Origin of the sequence: Streptomyces sp. NPDC051582 (genome assembly GCF_040681715.1) — a bacterium.
Taxonomy (GTDB): Bacteria; Actinomycetota; Actinomycetes; order Streptomycetales; family Streptomycetaceae; genus Streptomyces.
Window position 1 is genome coordinate 77344 of record NZ_JBFAZJ010000025.1, and the last position, 20569, is coordinate 97912.

Genomic DNA, 20569 nt, shown 5'->3' on the forward strand with positions numbered 1-20569 from the left:
CCGCAGGGCGGGCCCGCCGGGCGCCGCGGGACAGGCGGGACTTTGCGGACACCCCTAGGCCGGGGCGCCCGAGGTGAAGCGGCGGAGCAGGGGGGAGAGGACCAGGACCGACTTGGTGCGCTCCACGAACGGCTCGCCCGCGATGCGTTCCAGCACCCGCTCGAAGTGCCGCATGTCGGAGGCGAAGATCTGGACGAGGGCGTCCGCGTCGCCGGTGACGGTCGACGCGGACACCACCTCGGGGTACCGCTCCAGCCCCCGCCGGATGTCGTCCGGCGAGGTGTTGTGGCGGCAGTAGATCTCGATGAAGCCCTCGGTCTCCCAGCCCATGGCGGCGGGGTCCACGCGGACGGTGAAGCCGGTGATGGCTCCCTCCGCCCGCAGCCGGTCCACGCGACGCTTCACGGCGGGGGCCGAGAGTCCGACCTCGGAGCCGATGTCGGCGTAGGAGCGGCGGGCGTCCTCGGCGAGGGCGTGCACGATGCGTTCGTCGAGATCGTTCAGTCGCACTGCGGGTGGATCACTTTTCTGCTGTGGCCACTTCTGCCGTGGCCAGTCGGGAGCGGCGGATGCCGTACAGGAAGTAGACCACGAGGCCGACGGCCATCCAGACACCGAAAGCGACCCACGTGGCGACCGGCAGGCTGTACATCATGTAGCCGCAGGCGAGGAAGCCCAGGATCGGCGTGACCGGGAACAGCGCCACCTTGAAGGTGCGCGGCATGTCGGGCTTGGTGCGACGCAGGATCACGACCGCGATGTTGACGAGGGCGAAGGCGAAGAGCGTGCCGATGCTGGTCGCGTTGGCCAGCTCACCCAGGGGGATGAACGCCGCGAGCGCGCCGCAGAAGAGGGAGACGATCACCACGTTGGCGCGGGGGGCGCCGGTCTTGGGGTCGACCTTGGCGAAGATCTTCGGGACGAGGCCGTCGCGGGACATCGCGAAGAGGATGCGGGTCTGACCGTAGAGGACGGCGAAGACGACGGAGGCGATGGCGACGACGGCGCCGGCGGCGAGGACGACGCCCCAGAAGCTGTCACCGGTGACGTTGGTCATGATCTGGGCCAGCGCGGCCTCGGTGCCCTCGAAGTCCTTCCAGGGCAGGGCGCCGACGGCGACGAAGGCGACGAGGCAGTACAGGACGGTGACGATGCCCAGCGAGAGCATGATCGCGCGGGGCAGGTCCTTCTTCGGGTTCTTGGCTTCCTCACCGGCGGTGGAGGCGGCGTCGAAGCCGATGTACGAGAAGAAGAGCGTGGAGGCGGCGGCGCTGATGCCGGTGATACCGAGCGGGGCCAGCGGGGCGTAGTTGCCGGACTTGATGCCCATGACGCCGATGCCGATGAAGAGGACCAGCGTGACGATCTTCACCACGACCATGATCGTGTTGATCCGCGCGCTCTCCTTGGCGCCGCGCATCAGGAAGACCATGGCGAGCAGGACCACGACCAGCGAGGGCAGGTTGATCCAGCCGCCGTCACCCAGCGGGGCGGCGGAGAACTTCTCGGGGAGGGTGACGCCTATGGTCCCGTCGAGCAGCTCGTTCAGGTACTGGCCCCAGCCTACGGCCACGGCCGAGACGGAGACGGCGTACTCCAGGACCAGGCACCAGCCGCAGATCCAGGCGATGAACTCGCCCATGGTCACGTACGAGTACGAGTACGAGGAGCCGGAGACCGGCACCGATCCGGCCAGCTCCGCGTAGGAGAGGGCCGAGAAGAGCGCGGTCAGGCCCGCGATGATGAAGGAGATCGTGACGGCCGGGCCGGCCTTGGGGGCCGCCTCGCCGAGGACGACGAAGATGCCGGTGCCCAGGGTGGCGCCGATGCTGATCATGGTCAGCTGCCACATGGTGAGCGAGCGGCGCAGGCTCCCGCCCTCGCCCTGACCGCCCTCGGCGACCATCTGCTCGACCGGCTTGCGGCGCAGCAGAGGGTTCACGGGCTTGCGGGGCCCGGAGGTGAGCGGTGGCGCCTGGCCGGTTTCGAGCACGAGGGGACTCCTTAGACACTGCGGATGGGGACTGAGGCATCGACCGCAGCGGTCCGGGGCAGGACACAGACAAGGAGCCTGGGCATGGGGGACCGCCGAGCAGGCGGTCCGCGCCACTCCACGTACAGCGAGTGAGCCTACGAGCTGAGAGATACCGCCCGTAATGCACCATCCTTGCACATTGCCGCACGATCGTTGCGCGGATCTGTCCTGGATGGTCCTTTGTTGCGCACGGATGATCGATCAGTGCGCAGGGTCCCCGGATGGCCTTCGTTGACACCTCGTCAGATGTGCCGCAGCATGCCGCCCGGACCGACGATCGGAGGCGCACCGTGAACGCCGCGAACGCCATGAACACCACGAACGCGATCGACCCCGTGGACGCCGACGGCGCCGCCGCTGCGCACTGGCTGGACCCGGGGCCGTTCCTGCGCGGGGTCGCCTGGCTGGACAAGGGGCGCCCGGTCCGGGCCGACCCGCAGGACTCCATGCGGCTGCCCTGGGACACCGGGGAGCGGGCCACCCTCCCCATAGGGGTCCGTCTGGAGTTCACCGCGCACGCGGCGCGGGCCGTGGAGATCCGCTACCGGGCGACCGTGCCCGGCCCCACCGACGCGCTGCGCGACCTCGCGCACGGCTTCGCCTTGTGGGACCGGCACGGAGTGGTCCGCGAGGTCTGGACGGAGCCGGCCGCGGAGGCCGTCGTACGGATCGAACTGCCCGGCGGGGCCGGACCGTTCACCGTCCATCCGCCGGAGGGTCAGTCCCCGCTGATCCTCGGCCTGCGCGGGATCGGCGGCACGGTGGCCCCGGCCCCGCCCGCCCCGCGCTGGGTGGTGCACGGCGATTCGATCACCGAGGGCTGGTGGTCGACCCGGCCGGCCCACGGCTGGCCCGCGGTCGCCGGGCGGGCGCTGGGCTGGGACACCGTCAACCTCGGGTACGCGGGCGCCGCCCGCGGGGAGCTCGCGACGGCCGAGCAGATCGCGGGCCTGCCCGCCGATGCCATCACCCTCGCGTTCGGCACCAACTGCTGGTCCCGCGTGCCCTTTTCGGCGCCGCTGCTGTACGAGACCACCCGCGCGTTCCTCGACCTCGTCCGCCAGGGGCATCCGCGGACCCCGCTGCTGCTGGTCTCCCCCGTACTGCGGCCCGACGCCGAGCGCACCCCGAACAGGCTCGGCGCCACCCTGGGCGCCCTGCGCGACGCGATGGAGCGGGCGGTCCGCGACCGGATCGCCGCCGGGGACGACCGCCTCGCCCTGCTCCCGGGCCGTGACCTGCTGGGTCCGGAGCACCTGGCGGACGGACTGCACCCCAACGACTGCGGACACCGGGTACTGGGCCTCGCTGTGGTCACGGCTCTGCGGCGCTCCGGGTTCGGTCCGGGGTGAGTGAAACAGACCACAGGAATCCGCTTGAACGGATCGACCCCGACAGGGCGTGTCCTGAGCACAGTTGCCGACGCACCGGGAACGGGCGGCGGACACGGAGACACCACACGTGGGAGAGATCAAGATGGGCATCAAGCGCGGAACCACCCTGGCCACCGTCGCAGTCGTCGTCGCCCTGACGGCGACCGCCTGCGGCGGGGACGACACGGCGGGCAACGCGAAGCCGGCCGGGGCGGCTGCCGCGGCTCCCGCCGCCGCCGGTGCCGACGCCTACGGCTCCGACTACGGGGCGGGCAGCGCCGACGGCACCGCGGCGGACGCCAAGGGCGCCGGACAGCTGGCGATCGCCCAGAACGAGCAGATCGGCGCCCTGCTCACCGACAGCGCCGGCCTCACCCTCTACCGCTTCGACAAGGACACCGCCAAGCCGCCGAAGTCCAACTGCGACGGGGACTGCGCGAAGACCTGGCCGGCGGTCGCGGCCGGCGATGCCACCGCCGCCGCGGGCATGGACGCGGCGCTGCTGGGCGAGGTCGTGCGCACCGACGGCAGCAAGCAGCTGACGGTGGCCGGCTGGCCGGTGTACCGGTACGCCAAGGACACCAAGGCGGGCGAGACCAACGGGCAGGGCGTGGGCGGCACCTGGTTCGCCCTCGCCTCCGACGGCAAGAAGGCCGCCAAGGCGGCCGCCGCCCCGGCCGGTGCGCCGGCGGGTGCGCCGGCGGGTGCGCCGGCCGGGGCGGGCCAGGCCTCGGGCGCGCTGACCGTGGCCACGGACCCCAAGCTGGGCGAGCACATCGTCGACGGCAACGGGATGACCGTCTACCGGTTCAAGAAGGACACCGCCTGGCCGATGGCCTCCAACTGCACCGGCGACTGCGTGGCCAAGTGGCCGGTGGTGGCGCCGGTGGACAAGGCCAACGCCAAGGGCATCGTGGAGAAGGGCTACTCGGTCCTGGACCGTCCCGACGGCAAGAAGCAGCAGGCCATCGACTGCTGGCCCGTCTACACCTTCACGGGTGACAAGAAGGCCGGCGACATCAACGGTCAGGGTGTCGGCGGCACCTGGTACGCGGTGTCCCCCGACGGCAAGCTGATCACCACCTCCTGATCCGCCGCCGTACTCCTCCGTCCCCTCCAAGTCCCCCCAGTCCCCCAGTCCCCCAGTCCCCGGCCCTCCGGGCCCCCTCCTCCCCCACGCCCCCCCACATCCGGACCGCGCGGCCCCCTGCCTCCCCTCTCCCCCCTGGCAGGCGGGCCGCGCACCGTTCCGCCCCGGCGCGGTCGTCCATACACTCCACCGCATGCTGCGCGTACTGGCCGTCGACGACGAGAAGCCGCTCCTTGAGGAGCTCCTCTACCTGCTGCGCTCCGACCCCCGGGTGCTCAGCGCCGAGGGCGCCTCGGACGCCACGGAGGCCCTTCGGCGGATAACCCGGGCCCTGGAGAGCGGCCCCGAGGGCCCCGACGGCATCGACGTCGTCTTCCTCGACATCCACATGGCGGGCCTGACCGGCCTCGACATCGCCCGGCTGCTGGCCGGGTTCGCGCGGCCGCCGCTGATCGTGTTCGTCACCGCCCACGAGGGTTTCGCCGTCCAGGCCTTCGACCTCAAGGCGGTGGACTACGTACTCAAGCCCGTCCGCCCCGAGCGGCTGGCCGAGGCCGTCCGGCGGGCCTGCGCCCAGCTCGGCCGGTCCGCCGTCCATCCGCCCCAACCCGCGGAAGCGGCCGGGGTCGTGGGTACGGGCGACCCGGCCACCCCGTCCGTCCCGGCGCAGCGCCGCCCCTCCCCGGAGGTGACCGTCGCCGACCGGACGACGGACCAGATCGCGGTCGAGCTGGGCGGCGTCACCCGGTTCGTGGCGATCGCCGACATCGCCTACGTCGAGGCCCAGGGCGACTACGCCCGGCTGCACACCGACGAGGGCAGCCATCTGGTCCGCATCCCGCTCTCCACGCTGGAGGAGCGCTGGGCTGCGCGCGGGTTCGTCCGCATCCACCGCCGCCACCTGGTGGCGCTGGGCCGCATCGACGAACTCCGGCTGGACGCCGGCACCACCAGCGTCCGGGTCGGATCGGCCGAGCTCCAGGTCAGCCGCCGCCACGCCCGCCAGCTGCGCGATCTGCTGCTGCGCCAGGCGACCGGCTAGGGAAGGGGCCGGCCGGCGGACCGGTCGGCGGGCAGGCGGGCCGGTCGGCGGGCAGGCGGGCCGGTCGGCGGCGCGGCGGGTTTGCCCCCGACCGTCCGGCGCGCGCGGGAACCGTTCGTCGCACCGGAGGTGACGTACGGCGCCCCGCCGCTGCCGTCGGTCGCAGGGCGGCCCCCTCCGCCCGCCGCCGAGCCGCCCCGGACCTAGGGTGGAGCCGCCGGGAACGAGCTGGGGGTGCGTATGGCGGAGATCCAGGCGCTGCTCGACGCGCTGGCCGCCTTGCCCCGGACCCCGCCGACCGGACCCGCCGAGGCCGAGCTGCTGCTCGCGAGCCTGCGCAGCGCCGCCGCCCGCTGGGCCGAGGTCCTGTACGAGGCGAACGAGGGCGTCGGCCGGCAGCTCCCGCCCCGCGCCGAGGCGGCCCTGACCCTGGCGTTCCGCCGCGCCGAAGACTCGTACGTGGAACTGGAGATCGCGCTGCGGGACTGCGCCGAACACCGCGACCCCGCGCTCTGACGCCCCTTTTCGGCCGGTGGGAGGGGCGACGACGGGCCCGGTTCGCGTCTGTTGCCGGTCCGGGGGCGTGCGTAGACTCCGGTACCCCCTCCCCCGGGCGATGAGGACCGAGCCTTGAACCAGACGTACGCGCTGACCGCGGTCACCGTCGTCGTCCTGGTCACGGTGCTCGTCGGGGCCCTGGGGCTGCGGATATCGCGGACCACCTCCGACTTCTACGTCGCCTCGCGGACGGTGGGCCCCCGGCTCAACGCGGCGGCGATCAGCGGGGAATACCTCTCCGCGGCCTCCTTCCTGGGGGTGGCCGGGCTGGTGATGCTCCAGGGGCCCGAGATGCTCTGGTACCCGGTCGGCTACACGGCGGGGTACCTGGTGCTGCTGGCGCTGGTGGCGGCCCCGCTGCGGCGCTCGGGGGCGTACACGCTGCCGGACTTCGCCGAGTCCCGGCTGGAGTCGCTGACGGTGCGCCGGGTCTCGGTGCTGTTCGTCGTCGGGGTGGGCTGGCTGTACCTGCTGCCGCAGCTCCAGGGCGCCGGGCTGACCCTGGAGATCCTGACCGGCGCCCCGCACTGGGTGGGCGGGGTGGTCGTCGCGTTCGTGGTGATCGCGGCCGTCGCGGCAGGCGGGATGCGGAGCATCACGTTCGTGCAGGCCTTCCAGTACTGGCTCAAGCTCACCGCCCTGCTGGTGCCCGCCTTCTTCCTGCTCGCCGCGTGGGCCGGGGACGGGGCGCCGCGCGCCTCCTTCGACGCCCCCGCGGTCTTCCGCGAGCACACCGCCGTCACGCTGGCCGAGGACGTACGGCTCTCCCTGGACGCGCCGCTGGCGCTGAAGGTCACCGGTCAGGTCGACGGGCGAGCTCACACCGCCGCCCCTCTGACGCTGGAGCCGGGGGAGCACTCCGTACGGGCCGGGGCGCGGCTGGAGTTCGCCCCGCAGACCCTGGTTCCGCGGACCCGGGCGGCCTCCGGGCGCGACACCGCGCGCTGGTCGGAACCGAGGGACGGGGGCCGCCCGGCGCTCGGCCTGTACGCGACGTACGGGCTGGTGCTGGCCACCTTCCTCGGCACGATGGGCCTGCCCCACGTCGCCGTGCGCTTCTACACGAGCCCGAACGGCCGCGACGCGCGGCGCACCACGCTGGCGGTGCTCGGTCTGCTCGGCTGCTTCTACCTGCTGCCGCCGGTGTACGGGGTGCTGGGCCGGACCTACGCCCCGGAGCTCGCCCTGACGGGGGACGCGGACGCGGCGGTGCTGGTGCTGCCGGAGCGGATGGTGGGCGGGGTGCTCGGGGATCTGCTGGGGGCGCTGGTGGCGGGGGGCGCCTTCGCCGCGTTCCTGTCGACGGCCTCGGGGCTGACCATGGCGGTGGCCGGGGTGCTGCACCAGGACATCCTGGCGACGCGTGGGGTGCGGACGTTCCGGATAGCGGTGCTGGTGGCGATGCTGGTGCCGCTGGGCGGGAGCGTGCTGCTGTCGGACGTGCCGGTGGCGGACGCGGTGGGGCTGGCCTTCGCGGTGTCGGCCTCGTCCTTCTGCCCGCTGCTGGTGCTGGGCATCTGGTGGCGCGGGCTGACCCCGCCGGGCGCGGTGGCCGGGCTGGTCATCGGGGGCGGGGCGGCGCTGGGCGCCGTGCTGGCGACCCGGGCGGGGCTGCCGCCGGCGGGCTGGATGCACACGCTGATGGCGTGGCCGGCGGCGTGGTCGGTGCCGCTGGGCTTCCTGACGATGGTGCTCGTCTCGCTGGCGACCCGGTCGCGGATCCCGGCGGGCACGGCGGCGACGCTGGCCCGGCTGCACCTGCCGGAGAGCGTGACGGGGGCCGGCTCCGGCTCCGCTTCCGCCTCCGCTTCCGGCGCTCGCGAGGGCGGTGCTCCGTGATCGGAGCACTGCTCACGGTGCTGACGGTGACCGGCGCGGCCCTGCTGCTGGGGCTGGGCTGGGCCGGCGGCCACTGGCACGCCCGGCGCGGCGACCGGGCGAGCGGCCCGGACCTGGGCACCCCCGTGGAGCGGGCCACCTTCCACACCCTGCACACCGCCTCGCTGGCCGCTCCCCCGCTGCGCGCCGGGCTCACCGAGGACGCCGCCCGCAAGGCCGCCAGACGGCTGCGCTCGCTGCTGGGCACGGAGGCCCTGTGCCTCACCGACCGGCAGTCCGTGCTGGCCTGGGACGGGCCGGGCGCCGACCACCACCAGCGGCGGGCGATGGCCCGGGTCGCCGTCATGCTGGACTCCGGCCGCAGCATGAGCGTGCGGACCGAGTGCACCCGCCCCGACTGCCCGCTCAGGTGGGCGGTGTTCGCCCCGCTCACCGGCGAGGACGGGGTGCTCGGCGCCCTCGTGGCCTACGGTTCGCGGGAGTCCGCGGTGCTCGTGCGGGCCGCGACCGAGGTGGCCCGCTGGGTTTCCGTACAACTGGAGCTCTCCGAGCTGGACCGCTCGCGCACCCGCCTGATGGAGGCGGAGATCAAGGCGCTGCGCGCGCAGATCTCCCCGCACTTCATCTTCAACTCCCTGGCCGCGATCGCCTCGTTCGTCCGCACCGATCCGGAGCGGGCCCGGGAACTGCTGCTGGAGTTCGCCGACTTCACGCGCTACTCCTTCCGCCGGCACGGCGAGTTCACCACGCTGGCCGAGGAGCTGCGCTCCATCGAGCAGTACCTGGCCCTGGCCGGAGCCCGGTTCGGGGACCGGCTGAAGGTGACGCTCCAGGTGGCGCCCGAAGTGCTGCCGGTGGCGCTGCCGTTCCTGTGCCTCCAGCCGCTGGTGGAGAACGCCGTCAAGCACGGGCTGGAGGACTCCACCGAGGAGTGCCTGATCACGATCGCCGCCCGGGACGCGGGCGCGGAGGCGTTGATCACCATCGAGGACAACGGGGTCGGCATGGATCCGGCCGTGCTCCGCCGGATCCTGGCCGGCGAGCGCGGCGGCTCCTCGTCGGGCATCGGGCTGACGAACGTGGACGAGCGGATCCGCCAGGTGTACGGCGACGCGTACGGCCCGGTGATCGAGACGGGCATCGGCGCGGGCATGAAGATCTCCCTGCGCATTCCCAAATACCGTGCGGGTGTGCACAGTTCGGGGCCAGGCCGACAGCCGCCCCGGCACTGACCACGCCCGGCGCGCCGGGCGGTCCCGCGGAACGCCGGTGGCCCCGGGCCCGTCCGCTGGGGGGACGGGCCCGGGGCCACCGGGAAGAGCGGGACTAGCTCCAGCTGGCGTGCAGCGGCTTGCCCTCGGCGTAGCCGGCCGCCGACTGGACGCCGACCACGGCCTTCTCCTCGAACTCCGCGAGGGAGCCCGCGCCCGCGTAGGTGCAGGACGAGCGGACGCCCGCGATGATCGAGTCGATCAGGTCCTCGACGCCGGGCCGGGAGGGGTCCAGGAACATCCGCGAGGTGGAGATGCCCTCTTCGAACAGGCCCTTGCGGGCCCGGTCGTACGCGGACTCCTCGCTGGTGCGGTTCTGCACGGCGCGCGCCGACGCCATGCCGAAGGACTCCTTGTAGAAGCGACCGTCGGCGGACTGCTGGAGGTCGCCCGGGGACTCGTACGTGCCCGCGAACCAGGAGCCGATCATCACGTTCGACGCACCGGCGGCCAGCGCCATCGCCACGTCGCGCGGGTGGCGGACGCCGCCGTCGGCCCACACGTGCTTGCCGTACTTCTTCGCCTCGGCCGCGCACTCCAGCACCGCGGAGAACTGCGGGCGGCCCACGCCGGTCATCATGCGGGTGGTGCACATGGCGCCGGGGCCCACACCGACCTTGATGATGTCGGCGCCGGCCTCGATGAGGTCCTTGACGCCCTCGGCGGCCACGATGTTGCCCGCCACGATCGGGACCTGCGGGTCCAGCGCGCGCACGGCCTTGATCGCGTTGATCATCGACTCCTGGTGGCCGTGGGCCGTGTCGATGACGAGCGTGTCCACGCCCGCGTCGAGCAGCTGCTTGGCCTTCTGCACGAAGTCGCCGTTGATGCCGACGGCCGCGGCGATGCGCAGCTTGCCCTCGGCGTCGGTCGCCGGGGTGTAGAGGGTCGCGCGCAGCGCGCCCTTGCGGGTCAGGAGGCCGACGAGCCGGCCGTCCTTGTCCACGGCCGGGGCCAGCTTGCGGTGGCCGGCGTCGAGCTTGTTGAAGGCCTCGCGGGGGTCGATGTCGGCGTCGATGAGCAGGAGCTCCTTCGACATGACCTCGGAGAGCTGGGTGAAGCGGTCCACGCCGGTCAGGTCGTGGTCGGTGACGACGCCGACCGGGCGGCCGTCGGCGTCGACGACGACACCTGCGCCGTGAGCGCGCTTGGGCAGCAGGGACAGCGCGTCGGCGACGGTCTGGGTGGGCGCCAGGGTGATCGGGGTGTCGAGCACGTGGTGGCGGGTCTTGACCCAGGAGATGACGTCGGTGACGACCTCGATCGGGATGTCCTGCGGGATGACCACGATGCCGCCGCGGCGGGCGACCGTCTCGGCCATGCGTCGGCCCGCGATGGCGGTCATGTTCGCCACGACGAGCGGGATGGTGGTGCCGGTGCCGTCGGGCGAGGAGAGGTCCACGCCCTGGCGGGAACCGACCGCGGAGCGGCTCGGCACCATGAATACATCGTCGTACGTCAGGTCGTACGGCGGCTTCTGGTCATTGAGGAAACGCACGTGCTGAACATCCCAGTCGATCGAAGGATCCGGCTGCGGCCCCGACGGGCGGCCGGGGAAACGCACGTACTTCATTCTCCCATGGCCCGCGCTCCATGCCGCCCGGGCCGATCGTCCAGGACATACCGGGCCCCCTGGTCTGTTCCTACGGGACCCTCGGCTTTCCCTACGGGACTTTGGTCCTCTCACGATGCACCGGACCGGGGCGGTGCGCCAGGGGCAGGACCGACCCTCCGTACCGGGCGGCCGTGAACTCGGCGGCGATCGACAGGGCCGTCTCCTCGGGCGTGGCGCCGCCGAGGTCCAGTCCGATGGGCGAGCGCAAACGGGTGAGGGCGGCCTGCGAGACCCCCTCCTCGCGCAGCCGCTGCTCGCGTGCGGCATGGGTGCGCCGCGACCCCATGGCTCCGACGTAGCCGAGCGGCAGCCGCAGGGCGAGGGCCAGCAGCGGTACGTCGAACTTGGCGTCGTGGGTCAGGACGCAGACGGCCGTACGGGAGTCCACCCGTCCGGCCTCCCATTCCGCGGCCAGGTGGCGGTGCGGCCATTCCACCACCACCTCGTCGGCGTCGGGGAAGCGGGCCGGGGTCGCGAAGACGGGCCGGGCGTCGCAGACGGTGACCCGGTGGCCCAGGAAGGCCCCGATCCGGGCGAGGGCGGCGGCGAAGTCGATGGCCCCGTAGACGATCAGCCGGGGCGGTTCGGCGGCCGATTCGACCAGCAGCGTCAGCGGCTGCCCGCACAGCCCGCCCGCGGTGCCGAGTTCGACGGTCCCGGTGCGCCCGGCCAGCAGCAGGTCCCGTACGTGCACGGCGGCGGCCCGGTCCAGGGCCGTACCCCCGCCCAGGCAGCCTTCGTACGATCCGTCCGGATGGACCGCGAGGGCCCGGCCGAGCTGCGGCGGCGGGCCGGAGACCACCCGGGCCAGCGCGGCCCTGCCCCCGCCGGCCGCGGCCTCCAGCACGGAGCCGATCACGGGCCGCACCGGATCGTGCCCGCGCACCGGCGTGACCAGCACGTCCAGGATCCCGCCGCAGGTCAGACCGATGGCGAAGGCGTCGTCGTCGCTGTATCCGAAGCGGTGCACGCCGCCTTCGCCCGAGGTGATGGCGTCGAGGCAGAGTTCGTGCACGGCGGATTCCACGCAGCCCCCGGATACGGAGCCCAGCGCGGTGCCGCCGGCGTCGACGGCGAGCGAGGCGCCCGGGCCGCGCGGCGCGCTCCCGGTGACGGCGACCACGGTGGCCAGGGCGAACTCCCGGTGCGCGGCGCACCACGCGCGTAGTTCCTCGGCGATGTCGAGCATCAGCGGATGTACTCGCGTCTCGCGCTCTGGCCGGGGATCAGCGGCCGCGGCGGCAGTACGGGAGGGCCGGTCCGCGGTACGGGGGCGGGCGCCCCGGTGCGCGGCCGAACGGCCGGCGCCGCGCCGATGGCGGGCGGGCCGGTGACGGGGAACGCGTCGGGGACCCGGCCCCGGGCGCCGAGCAGTTTCGAGGCGTGGGCGACGCTCGCGAGCGTGGCGTGGTGGTGCCAGCCGCGGAAGGAGCGGCCCTCGAAATCGCGGATGCCCACGGGTTCGCAGGTCTCGGTGAAGTCGAGGGACACCCGGTCGGTGAGTTTGGCGAGCAGGAACAGCTGGGCCAGCGGCCGGTCTCCGATGTTGGTGATCCAGAACTCGGAAGGCAGCAGGGCGGCTTCGGTCCAGGCTCCGACGAGCAGCAGCGGGGTCGGCGGCATCGGTACGGGCCGGTCCTCGCCGGGGGTCGCCAGGATGGCGGCCGAGGTCAGCAGGGTCACCGCTCCCTCGGCGCGGCCGTGCCGGGTCCATTCGACGACGCGGCGCTGGGAGCGCAGGGAGTCGATGAGTTCGCGGGCGGGTGCGGTGTGCGGTCCGGGCTTGTGGCGGCCGGCGCCGCCGAAGGAGACGGGCAGTGAGCCGTCGACCTTGAAGACGAAGGGGATGTCCTGGAGGGCGAAGGATTCGATGCACTGCGGGATGTCGCTGTTGGCGACTTCCATCACCACGGGCCGGCGCTGGAGTTGCCAGGTGGCGGCCATCCGCTGGACGGCGTGCACGGCGTCCTGGGCGGGGGTGAGCGAGCGGGCGGTGTCGGGGATGCCGGCCCGCCGGCGGCGCATCAGCTCGTTCGTCCAGGGCCCCGGGAGGGTGAGGGTCCATTCGACGGGAAAGCTGGCCTCGCTGGAGGCGAGCCAGATGCCGCCGGCCTGCTGGCAGTTGGCGGTGCGGCCGAGCTGGGGGACGAACTGCCGGCCGACCCCGACGGAGCGGTCGCCGGCCTTCTCGATGACCATGGGCTGGACCACCCAGGCCAGCGGGCGCTGGGCGGTGCGTTCGAGGTACTGCGCGAGGGAGCGGCGCACGGGGGTCCAGTCCCAGGGGGACTTGCTGATGAACTGCTGGAGGCTCTGCTCGACGGAGCTCGCCCCCGTTCCGGCGATGTTACGGATTGTTTTCTTCCCGCTGGTCCGCACGAGGCCGTTGAGATAAACGCGGGCCCAGTTTCGCTGGTCCCGCCGGGGTAAGGATTCGAAGAAAAGAGAGATCAGGACGTCGATCAATTCGGAGATTTCCTTGGCGGATTCCTCCGGCAGGACTACGCGAGCCATCTGGGCCTCCCCCGCGACCACTAGATCCAATACCCTACTTGACCGTACTGAGCGGCCGTAGGCCCCGGCGGCTACTTCCTGAGGTCGCTCGCAGTTTCGAGCCGCTCTTCTTCTACCACGAGGGGGATGGGGATCTGGTTCGCCGCATAGTAGAGCGCGATCAGGAAGTGTGCGGCGAGAGTGAGGGGAGCGGAGAAGAAGGACAGGAGGACGGTCATGGGGTACGCCACGGCGCCGAGGCCGAAGCGCACGCGGGTGGCCCGGGCGCCGTCCCTGTCCACCCGCTCGTGGAACAGGTGGCCGACCCGTGTGACGTACCACCAGAAGGCCAGGAACGCGAGCGCGTAGGCGACGGTGACCGAACTGTAGAGGACCGCGGCGGCGTTGGCGGAGCCGCCCTCCTCGACGAGGTGCTCGGCCAGCACGGTCGTGGTGTACGGAATCACCGATACCACCATCAGCACCAGGAGATTCAGGAACAACAGCGGCCGGTCAACCCGCTTCAGGTGGCTGAAGATGGTGTGGTGATTCACCCACATCACGCCGATGATGAGGAAACTCACCACGTATGCGGCATAGTGCGGCCACTGCTGCGCCACCCCGTGCCAGAAGTCCGATCCCTTTTCCTCCGGAACCTTTAGTTCCAGGACCAGAATCGTGATGACGATGGCAAATACGCCATCACTGAACGCCTCGACACGCCCGGTTTCGCGTTCCATGACCTCCCCTTTGCCATTTCACAAGTAAAGAGTTCCCGCCAGCGCCGTCCAGGTCTCCGGAAGAGCTTGTGCGTACGGGGAGGGCGCTGCCTTCGCCCTCCCCGCACACGCTACCCAGATATCGTTGTTCAGCCGCCGAAACCGGCGGTCTGGCGCCAGATCCGGCCATCGCGGACCACGAGTGTCCCGAACGCGTGCTCCGGTTCGCCGTTCAAGTTCATGATCGCGCGGTAGAAGATCGTGTCGTCGGTCTCGATGTACTCCTGGAGCTCCACCAGCGTCGGCTTCACGGTCAGGTAGCCCGTGAACGTCTCGCGCACCGCCTCGATGCCGACCGAGGCGCCCTCGAAGCGCACCAGCACCGCGTCGTCGGTGTAGTTCTTCATCACCGCCTCGATGTCCAGGGCGGCCAGGGCGTCCATCTGGCGGACGAAGACCGGGTGGAGCTTGGAGATGTCGTACTTGGCCATGTCGACTCCATTCGTTCAACGGGTGGTGGAACCGTGCGAGGTGGGCTCATCCGGTGTTGCGGCGCAGGCGGCGGCCGTGGTGAGCGGCAGCCGGACGACCATCCGGGTCTCGCCGGGACGTGAGCGGGCGGTGATCGAGCCGTGGTGCCGCTGGGTCACGATGCGATAGCTGAGGTGCAGTCCGAGGCCCGTGCCCTTCCCCACGTCCTTGGTCGTGTAGAAGGGTTCGAAGATCCGCGGCAGGGAGTCCTCGGGGATGCCCCGGCCGGTGTCGGCGATCTCCACGACCAGGCACACGCCTTCGGCGCGCACCCGCAGGGTGAGGGTGCCGGCGCCCTCCATGGCCTCGGCCGCGTTGTCGACCAGGTTGGTCCACACCTGATTCAACTCGCTGGGATAGCCCGTCAGTTCGGGCAGTGCCGGTTCGTACTGACGCACGATGGCGATCCCGGCGAGCTTGGCACGCAGCACGACCAGCGTGTTCTCGATCCCGTCGGCCACCGCGAAGCGCTGTTCGGGAGCCCGGTCGAGATTGGCGTAATCGCGGGTGGCGGCCACGAGTTGGGAGATCCGGGGCCCGGCCGCGCGCAGCTCCGCGGCGAGCGAGCGGATCTCCAGCAGGGCCGCGAGGTGGTCGAGGGCGGCGGGCAGGGCCGGCTCGCCGACCCCTTCCAGCCGCTCCAGCAGCCAGCCCAGCTCCAGCCCGAGGTCGGAGATCCCGGAGCCGAGCAGCCCGGGCCGCTCGGTGCCCGCCTCCTCGGCCCAGTCGGCGATCTCCTCCTCGGCGTCGGCCTGGGCGAACGGGTCGGTGCTGGCCGGCGGCGGCAGCTTGTCCAGCTCCTCGGCAAGCCGGTCGAACACCGAGCGCTCCGCGCCCGTCGCCGCGGCGCCCCAGGCCTGGGCGGTCCTGGTGAGGCCCTCCAGGGCGGGCGCCAGCTCCTGCGCGGCCCGGGCCACGGCGGCCGCGGGGTTGTTCAGCTCGTGCGCGAGGCCGGCGGCCAGGGTGCCGAGCGCCTCGACGGTGGCCCGCTTGCGGGCCTGCACCTCCGAGGACTTGATCCGCCAGGCCAGTACGGGGATCAGTACGGCCGCCACCCCGTGGCAGCGGGTCAGCATCTCGAAGAACACCGGCCTCGGGTACGCGACGACGGTGGTCGCCGGCCCGCTCGCGGCGGCGGTGGCCACGTACGCCCCGTCCGTCAGCAGCGGCAGCTCGCCGGTGAAGCGGTGCGCGGCGGAGGGTTTGCCGTCGTGCTCCTCGGCGGCGGCGCTCTCCTCCTCGGTGGAGTGCCGGGTCAGCACCTCCTCCCGGCCGTCGACGACCTTGGTGACGACGAGCCCGCCCGCGAGCAGGACGTGGAAGCCCGTGGCCTCCTCGCCGTCCCGGAAGAGGACCTCCCCGTCGGCGAGCACCCGGGGTTCGGAGACGGAGACCAGCCAGTCCAGCTGGTCCTCGGTGAGCCCGGCGAAGATCTCCAGCCCGGGCAGGGCCGATCGCAGCTCCGCGGTGCTCATGTCGGCAGCCTTCATGTCGTGCTCCCTTCGGCCCGGGTGCGGGCGGCCAGCCGCAGCGTGACGAACAGGGCCAGCGCGCACACCCCGGCGACGGCGGCCATGAAGCCGACCGAGGTGCGGTGCAGACCGTGGATGTTGGTGAGCATTCCGGCGAGGACCGCCGGCACGCTCATCGCCAGGTACGCGAAGACGTAGACGGCGGCGGTCAGTTCACCGCGGTGCGCCGGCTCGGCGAGCGTGCTCAGCGCCCGGAAGGAGCCGAGGAACGCCGCGCCCCAGCCCCCGCCGAGTACGGCGGTGCCCGCGAGGAACACGGGGGCGGAGCGCAGTCCCAGCGCGAGCAGGACCAGGCCCAGCCCCGCAAGCAGCCCGCACAGACCCAGCACCGCCGTACGCAGGGCCTCGACCCGGCCCAGCAGGAGCTGGGCCGCGGTGGCCGCGCCCGCGAGCAGTGCCACGGTGGCCCCGCCGACCAGGTAGTTGGAACTGCCGAGCAGGGAGAGGGCCAGGTGCGGCCCGAGCGAGAGGTAGAAGCCGCCGACCGACCAGACGGCGACGATGGTCAGGACGAGGACGGCGAAGCGGCCCCGTACGGCGGCCGGGACGTGGATGCGGCGGGCGCTGATCCGCATCCGGCCGCCCGAGCGCGCCTCGGGAGCGCTCTCACGCATCCTGAACACCCCCACCAACGTCACGGCGAAGGCGGCGACCAGCAGCAGGTAGCTGAGCACGGTCGGGGCGGGCGCGTACTGGACGAGCAGCCCGGCCCCGATCCCGCCGAGCCCGATCCCCACCGTCGGCCCCGCACTGTTGACCTGGGCCCCGAGCGCCGGACGTGAGCGCGGGGCGAGTTCGAGCAGGGCGGCGCCCATCGCCCCGGTGGCCAGGCCCACCGCGAGCCCCTGCACGGCGCGGGCGGCGAGCAGCAGCCCGAGCCCGCGGGCCCCGGCGAACAGTCCCATGGACACGATCGCCAGGACCAGGCCGCCGCCGAGCACGGGGCGCCGGCCCAGGGTGTCCGAGAGGGACCCGAAGAGCAGGAGCCCGATCAGCACGGTGACGGCGTACAGGGCGAAGACCACCGTGATCATGCCGGAGGACAGACCCCATCTCTCCTGGTAGAGCACGTACAGGGCGGAGGGTACGGACGAGGAGAGCATCAGCAGGACGAGCACCGCCCCGACCACCCAGAAGCCGGAGCCCCTGGGGGCCGCGGCCGCCTGGGCGGCCGGACCGGCCGGTACCCCCGTGGTCGTCCTGGACAATTCGGCCACTGCGTCAACTCCCCGTGGTGGGCGGTTCAGGCGAGGGCCTGGTCTGCCCTCTGCAGCGCGCGGGCGGCGAGCACCCCCGCGAGGTGGCCGAGGTACTCGGCCGAGGTGCCGCGCCCGGGGACGAACAGCTCCCTGGGCTCGGCGCGGAAGGCCGCGAGCACGGCCTCGGTCGTGTACGGGCCCCCGCGCAGCCGGTCCTCGACCCCGCGCAGCCGCAGCGGGCGGGCGGTGGCTCCGGTGACCGCGATGCGCGGCCCGTCGGGGGTGATGCGTACGGCGGTGGCGCAGACCGGGTAGAGGGTGGCCCGGTCGGCGGTCTTCTCGAAGGCGGCGGCCCGCCCGGCGGCGGGCACCAGCAGTGCCGTGACCACGGCCCCGGCCGGCACCCCGCGGTCCGCGAACTCCTCCGCGGGCACGGTCCGCCGGCCGCCGGGTCCGGCCACTTCGACCCGGGCGTCCGCGGCGATGGCCGCGACCGACAGGTCGGTGGCGCGGCCGCCGGCGGCGAGGTTGCCGCCGGCGGTGCCGAGGTTGCGGACCTGGGGGTCCCCGTTGGCCCGGGCCGCGGCCGCCACTTCGGGTGCCTCGGTGAGGACGACCGGGTGGGCGGCCAGCTCGGCGAGCGTGGTCAGCGCGCCGATCCGGATCCCCCCGGCGCTCCGCCCGATGCCGCGCAGCTCTTCGAGGTGGCGTACGTCGACGAGCAGCCGGGCACTCTCCTCCCCGGTGCGCAGGGCCGGCAGCAGGCTCTGGCCGCCGGCCAGCACCCGGGCGCCCCGGGCGCTGCGGAGCAGGGCCAGGGCCTCGTCGAGGCCGACGGGCCGGACGTAGTCGAACTCGGTGAGGATCACTGGGCTTCCCCTCTCAGACGGCGCCAGACCTTCTCGGGGGTGAGCGGCATGTCGATGTGCTCCACGCCCAGATCGGACAGGGCGTCGACGACCGCGTTGACGACGGCGGCGGCGGGCGGCACGGTGGCGATCTCGCCGGCGCCCTTGGCGCCCAGCGGGTTGTGCGGGCTGGGCGTGGTGGTCTTGCCGAGCGTGAAGAACGGCACGTCCGCGGCGCGGGGCAGGGCGTACTTGGTGAGGTCGCAGCTGAGCAGCTGCCCCTGCTCGTCGTACACGGCGGCCTCCATCAGCGCCTGGCCGAGGCCGTGCGTGATGCTGCCCTCGATCTGCCCGAGGACGATCTTCGGGTTGCCGATGTTGCCGGCGTCGTCGACGGCGGTGTAGGCGACCACCGCGCTCTCGCCGGTGAGTTCGTCGACCTCGACGACGGCCACGTGCGTGCCGAAGGGGTAGTTGAAGTCCGGCGGGTCGAAGTGGGTGGTCTCGTCGAGGGCGGGCTCGATCTCGTGCGGCAGCCCCCAGCCGTACCACATGGCCATGGCCAGATCGGAGAAGCTCTTGGCGTTCTCCTCGTTGCCTTCCTCGTGGACCGTGCCGCCGGTGTAGACGACCTTCTCCTCGGGGACGCCGAGGAAGACGGCTCCGGCCTTGACCAGCTTCGCCTTGATCTTGCGGGCGGTGAGGGCGACGGCGGGCGCGGCCATGCTGTAGGAGCGCGAGCCGTACGTGCCCTGCCCGTACGGGGCCCTGAGCGTGTCCCCCTGGTACACCTGGATCAGCGCCGGGTCGATCTCCAGCTCGTCGGCGGCGACCTGCGCGAAGACCGTGTGGTGGCTCTGGCCGGTGGAGGCGGAGCCGACGGTGACGGTGACCTCGCCGGTCGGGTTGACGCGGATGTTCGCGCTCTCCCAGGTGCCGCCGAGCATGCCCTCCTGGGACATCCGGGTGGAGGGGCCGACCCCGCAGATCGCCACGTAGGTGGCGATGCCCACCCCGAGCCTCTTGCCGCGGGTGCGGGCCTCGGCCTTGCGGGCGGGCATGTCGGCGTAGCCCGACAGCTCCATCGCCTTGTCGAAGTTGACCTGGTAGTCCCCTGAGTCGTACGTCCAGCCGAGGCCGTTGTCGTACGGGAACTTCTCGTTCGGCACCAGGTTCTTGCGGCGCACGGCGGCCGGGTCCATGCCGATCTCGGAGGCGAACCGGTCGACGAGCCGCTCCATCAGGAAGGCCGCCTCGGCCCGCCCGCTGCCGCGCTGGGCACCGAGCGGGACGGTGTTGGTGAAGGCGGCGTACACCTCGCAGAAGGCGGCCGGGATGTCGTACATGCCGCTGATGGAGCGGCCCATGAGGGCGGTGGCGACACCGGGGCCGATGGTGGAGGGGTAGGCGCCCAGGTTGGCGTAGCTGGTGGCCCACAGGCCGGTCATCCGGCCGTCGCGGGTGCCGGCGAGCACCACGTGCTGGCGGTGGTCGCGGCCCTGGACTGTGGAGTTCATCAGCCCGGTGCGGGTGTCCACCCACTTCACGGGCCGGCCGAGCGCCCTGGAGAGCAGCAGGACCAGCGCCATGTCGGGGTAGAGGTACCCCTTGGTGCCGAAGCTGCCGCCGACGGTCGGGGCGATCACCCGCAGCTTGTTGAAGGGGATGCCGAGGACCAGCGCGGCGAGCAGGAAGCGGTGGTTGTGCGGGCCCTGGGTGGAGGAGTACAGCGTGTACTCGTCGGTGGCGGCGTTGTAGTCGCCGACGGCGCCGCGCGGCTCGATGGGGCTGTTGATGGTGCGCTGGTTGACCAGGTCGAGTTCGACCTTGACCTCGGCGTCGGCGAGGGCCGCTTCGGTACGGCCCTTGTCCCCGCAGGTCCAGTACGCGTTCAGGTTGCCCGGTACGGCCTCGTGCAGCTGGGGCGCGCCCTCGGCGAGGGCCGTGTCGGCCCGGATGACCACGGGCAGCGGCTCGTACTCGACGGCGATGGCGGCCAGCGCGGCGGTGGCCTGGCGCGGGGTCTCGGCGACGACCACGGCGATCGGGTCGCCGACGTGGCGGACGGCGTCGCCGGTCAGGACCGGCCGGGCGCCGGGGAGTCCGTACGGGTGGGGCGGGAAGTGGCTCTCGACCCCGCCGGGGATCCAGATGCAGGGCAGCGGCATCACGTCGGTGAAGTCGGCCGCGGTGGCCACCTTCAGCACGCCGGGCATCTGCTCCGCGGCCTTGGTCTCGATGGAGAGGATCTTCGCGTGGGCCACCGGGCTGCCGAGGATCGCCATGTGGGCGGTGCCGGGCAGGTTGACGTCGGCCACGTACGTCGCCTCGCCGCGCAGCAGCTGCGGATCCTCGCGGCTGTCCATCGGCCGGCCCAGTACGCCCGATCCCTGGAGGGGTGCCTCCCCCGTCACTGCGGTCATC

At 72.6% G+C, this 20569-nt stretch carries 17 protein-coding genes; 6 read left to right on the plus strand and 11 right to left on the minus strand.

The features are described 5' to 3' along the window. Positions 1-54: 54 nt before the first annotated feature. Both AB0M92_RS28250 and AB0M92_RS28255 read right to left on the minus strand, forming a co-directional pair. Positions 55-510: an Lrp/AsnC family transcriptional regulator gene (locus AB0M92_RS28250; protein ID WP_030027017.1), complete on the minus strand. Its 456-nt coding sequence runs from the start codon at positions 508-510 to the stop codon at positions 55-57. Positions 511-520: 10 nt separating this feature from the next. Continuing rightward, the gene (locus tag AB0M92_RS28255; RefSeq protein WP_366105126.1) at positions 521-1993 is read right to left on the minus strand and encodes an amino acid transporter; all 1473 of its coding nucleotides are present in this window, start codon (positions 1991-1993) and stop codon (positions 521-523) included. A 350-nt stretch (positions 1994-2343) separates the two neighbouring features. Between AB0M92_RS28255 and AB0M92_RS28260 the strand changes: the two genes are divergently transcribed. The 6 genes from AB0M92_RS28260 (at position 2344) to AB0M92_RS28285 (ending at position 9169) form a co-directional block, all read left to right on the plus strand. Then, positions 2344-3387 (plus strand): GDSL-type esterase/lipase family protein, encoded by a 1044-nt coding sequence (locus AB0M92_RS28260; protein ID WP_366105179.1) that lies wholly within the window; start codon positions 2344-2346, stop codon positions 3385-3387. A 124-nt stretch (positions 3388-3511) separates the two neighbouring features. Further along, complete coding sequence (locus AB0M92_RS28265) at positions 3512-4498, plus strand: SCO0930 family lipoprotein (RefSeq protein WP_366105180.1); 987 nt, start codon at positions 3512-3514, stop codon at positions 4496-4498. 193 nt (positions 4499-4691) lie between these two features. Then, complete coding sequence (locus AB0M92_RS28270) at positions 4692-5540, plus strand: LytTR family DNA-binding domain-containing protein (protein WP_366105127.1); 849 nt, start codon at positions 4692-4694, stop codon at positions 5538-5540. A gap of 240 nt (positions 5541-5780) precedes the next feature. Further along, entirely contained in the window at positions 5781-6056 is a 276-nt protein-coding gene (locus AB0M92_RS28275) for a hypothetical protein (RefSeq protein ID WP_366105128.1), read from the plus strand. Between the two features lie 114 nt (positions 6057-6170). Then, positions 6171-7937: a cation acetate symporter gene (locus AB0M92_RS28280; protein ID WP_366105129.1), complete on the plus strand. Its 1767-nt coding sequence runs from the start codon at positions 6171-6173 to the stop codon at positions 7935-7937. Positions 7938-7990: 53 nt separating this feature from the next. After that, positions 7991-9169: a histidine kinase gene (locus AB0M92_RS28285; RefSeq protein ID WP_366105181.1), complete on the plus strand. Its 1179-nt coding sequence runs from the start codon at positions 7991-7993 to the stop codon at positions 9167-9169. A gap of 94 nt (positions 9170-9263) precedes the next feature. On the opposite strand, the gene AB0M92_RS28290 is transcribed toward AB0M92_RS28285, so the two are convergent. The 9 genes from AB0M92_RS28290 to AB0M92_RS28330 all read right to left on the minus strand — a co-directional run bounded on the left by AB0M92_RS28290 (position 9264) and on the right by AB0M92_RS28330 (position 20568). Further along, a complete protein-coding gene (locus tag AB0M92_RS28290; RefSeq protein ID WP_366105130.1) occupies positions 9264-10706 on the minus strand; it encodes a GuaB1 family IMP dehydrogenase-related protein in 1443 nt (480 codons plus the stop codon). Between the two features lie 166 nt (positions 10707-10872). Beyond that, entirely contained in the window at positions 10873-12012 is a 1140-nt protein-coding gene (locus tag AB0M92_RS28295; protein ID WP_366105131.1) for an XdhC/CoxI family protein, read from the minus strand. Then, the gene (locus AB0M92_RS28300) at positions 12012-13337 is read right to left on the minus strand and encodes a transposase (protein ID WP_366105132.1); all 1326 of its coding nucleotides are present in this window, start codon (positions 13335-13337) and stop codon (positions 12012-12014) included. Before AB0M92_RS28300 ends, AB0M92_RS28295 begins: the two co-directional genes overlap by 1 nt. A gap of 71 nt (positions 13338-13408) precedes the next feature. After that, positions 13409-14056, minus strand: a complete 648-nt coding sequence (locus AB0M92_RS28305) for a TMEM175 family protein (RefSeq protein WP_366105133.1) — start codon at positions 14054-14056, stop codon at positions 13409-13411. 128 nt (positions 14057-14184) lie between these two features. After that, positions 14185-14526 carry a nuclear transport factor 2 family protein gene (locus AB0M92_RS28310; RefSeq protein WP_366105134.1) on the minus strand — a complete coding sequence of 114 codons (342 nt, stop codon included), beginning with the start codon at positions 14524-14526 and terminating at the stop codon, positions 14185-14187. Positions 14527-14541: 15 nt separating this feature from the next. Next, positions 14542-16056 carry an ATP-binding protein gene (locus tag AB0M92_RS28315; RefSeq protein ID WP_366105135.1) on the minus strand — a complete coding sequence of 505 codons (1515 nt, stop codon included), beginning with the start codon at positions 16054-16056 and terminating at the stop codon, positions 14542-14544. After that, positions 16053-17315: an MFS transporter gene (locus AB0M92_RS28320; protein WP_366105136.1), complete on the minus strand. Its 1263-nt coding sequence runs from the start codon at positions 17313-17315 to the stop codon at positions 16053-16055. Before AB0M92_RS28320 ends, AB0M92_RS28315 begins: the two co-directional genes overlap by 4 nt. A 26-nt stretch (positions 17316-17341) precedes the next feature. Then, a complete protein-coding gene (locus AB0M92_RS28325; protein ID WP_366105137.1) occupies positions 17342-18166 on the minus strand; it encodes an FAD binding domain-containing protein in 825 nt (274 codons plus the stop codon). Beyond that, the gene (locus tag AB0M92_RS28330; RefSeq protein ID WP_366105138.1) at positions 18163-20568 is read right to left on the minus strand and encodes a xanthine dehydrogenase family protein molybdopterin-binding subunit; all 2406 of its coding nucleotides are present in this window, start codon (positions 20566-20568) and stop codon (positions 18163-18165) included. Before AB0M92_RS28330 ends, AB0M92_RS28325 begins: the two co-directional genes overlap by 4 nt. Between the last annotated feature and the right edge of the window lies 1 nt (position 20569).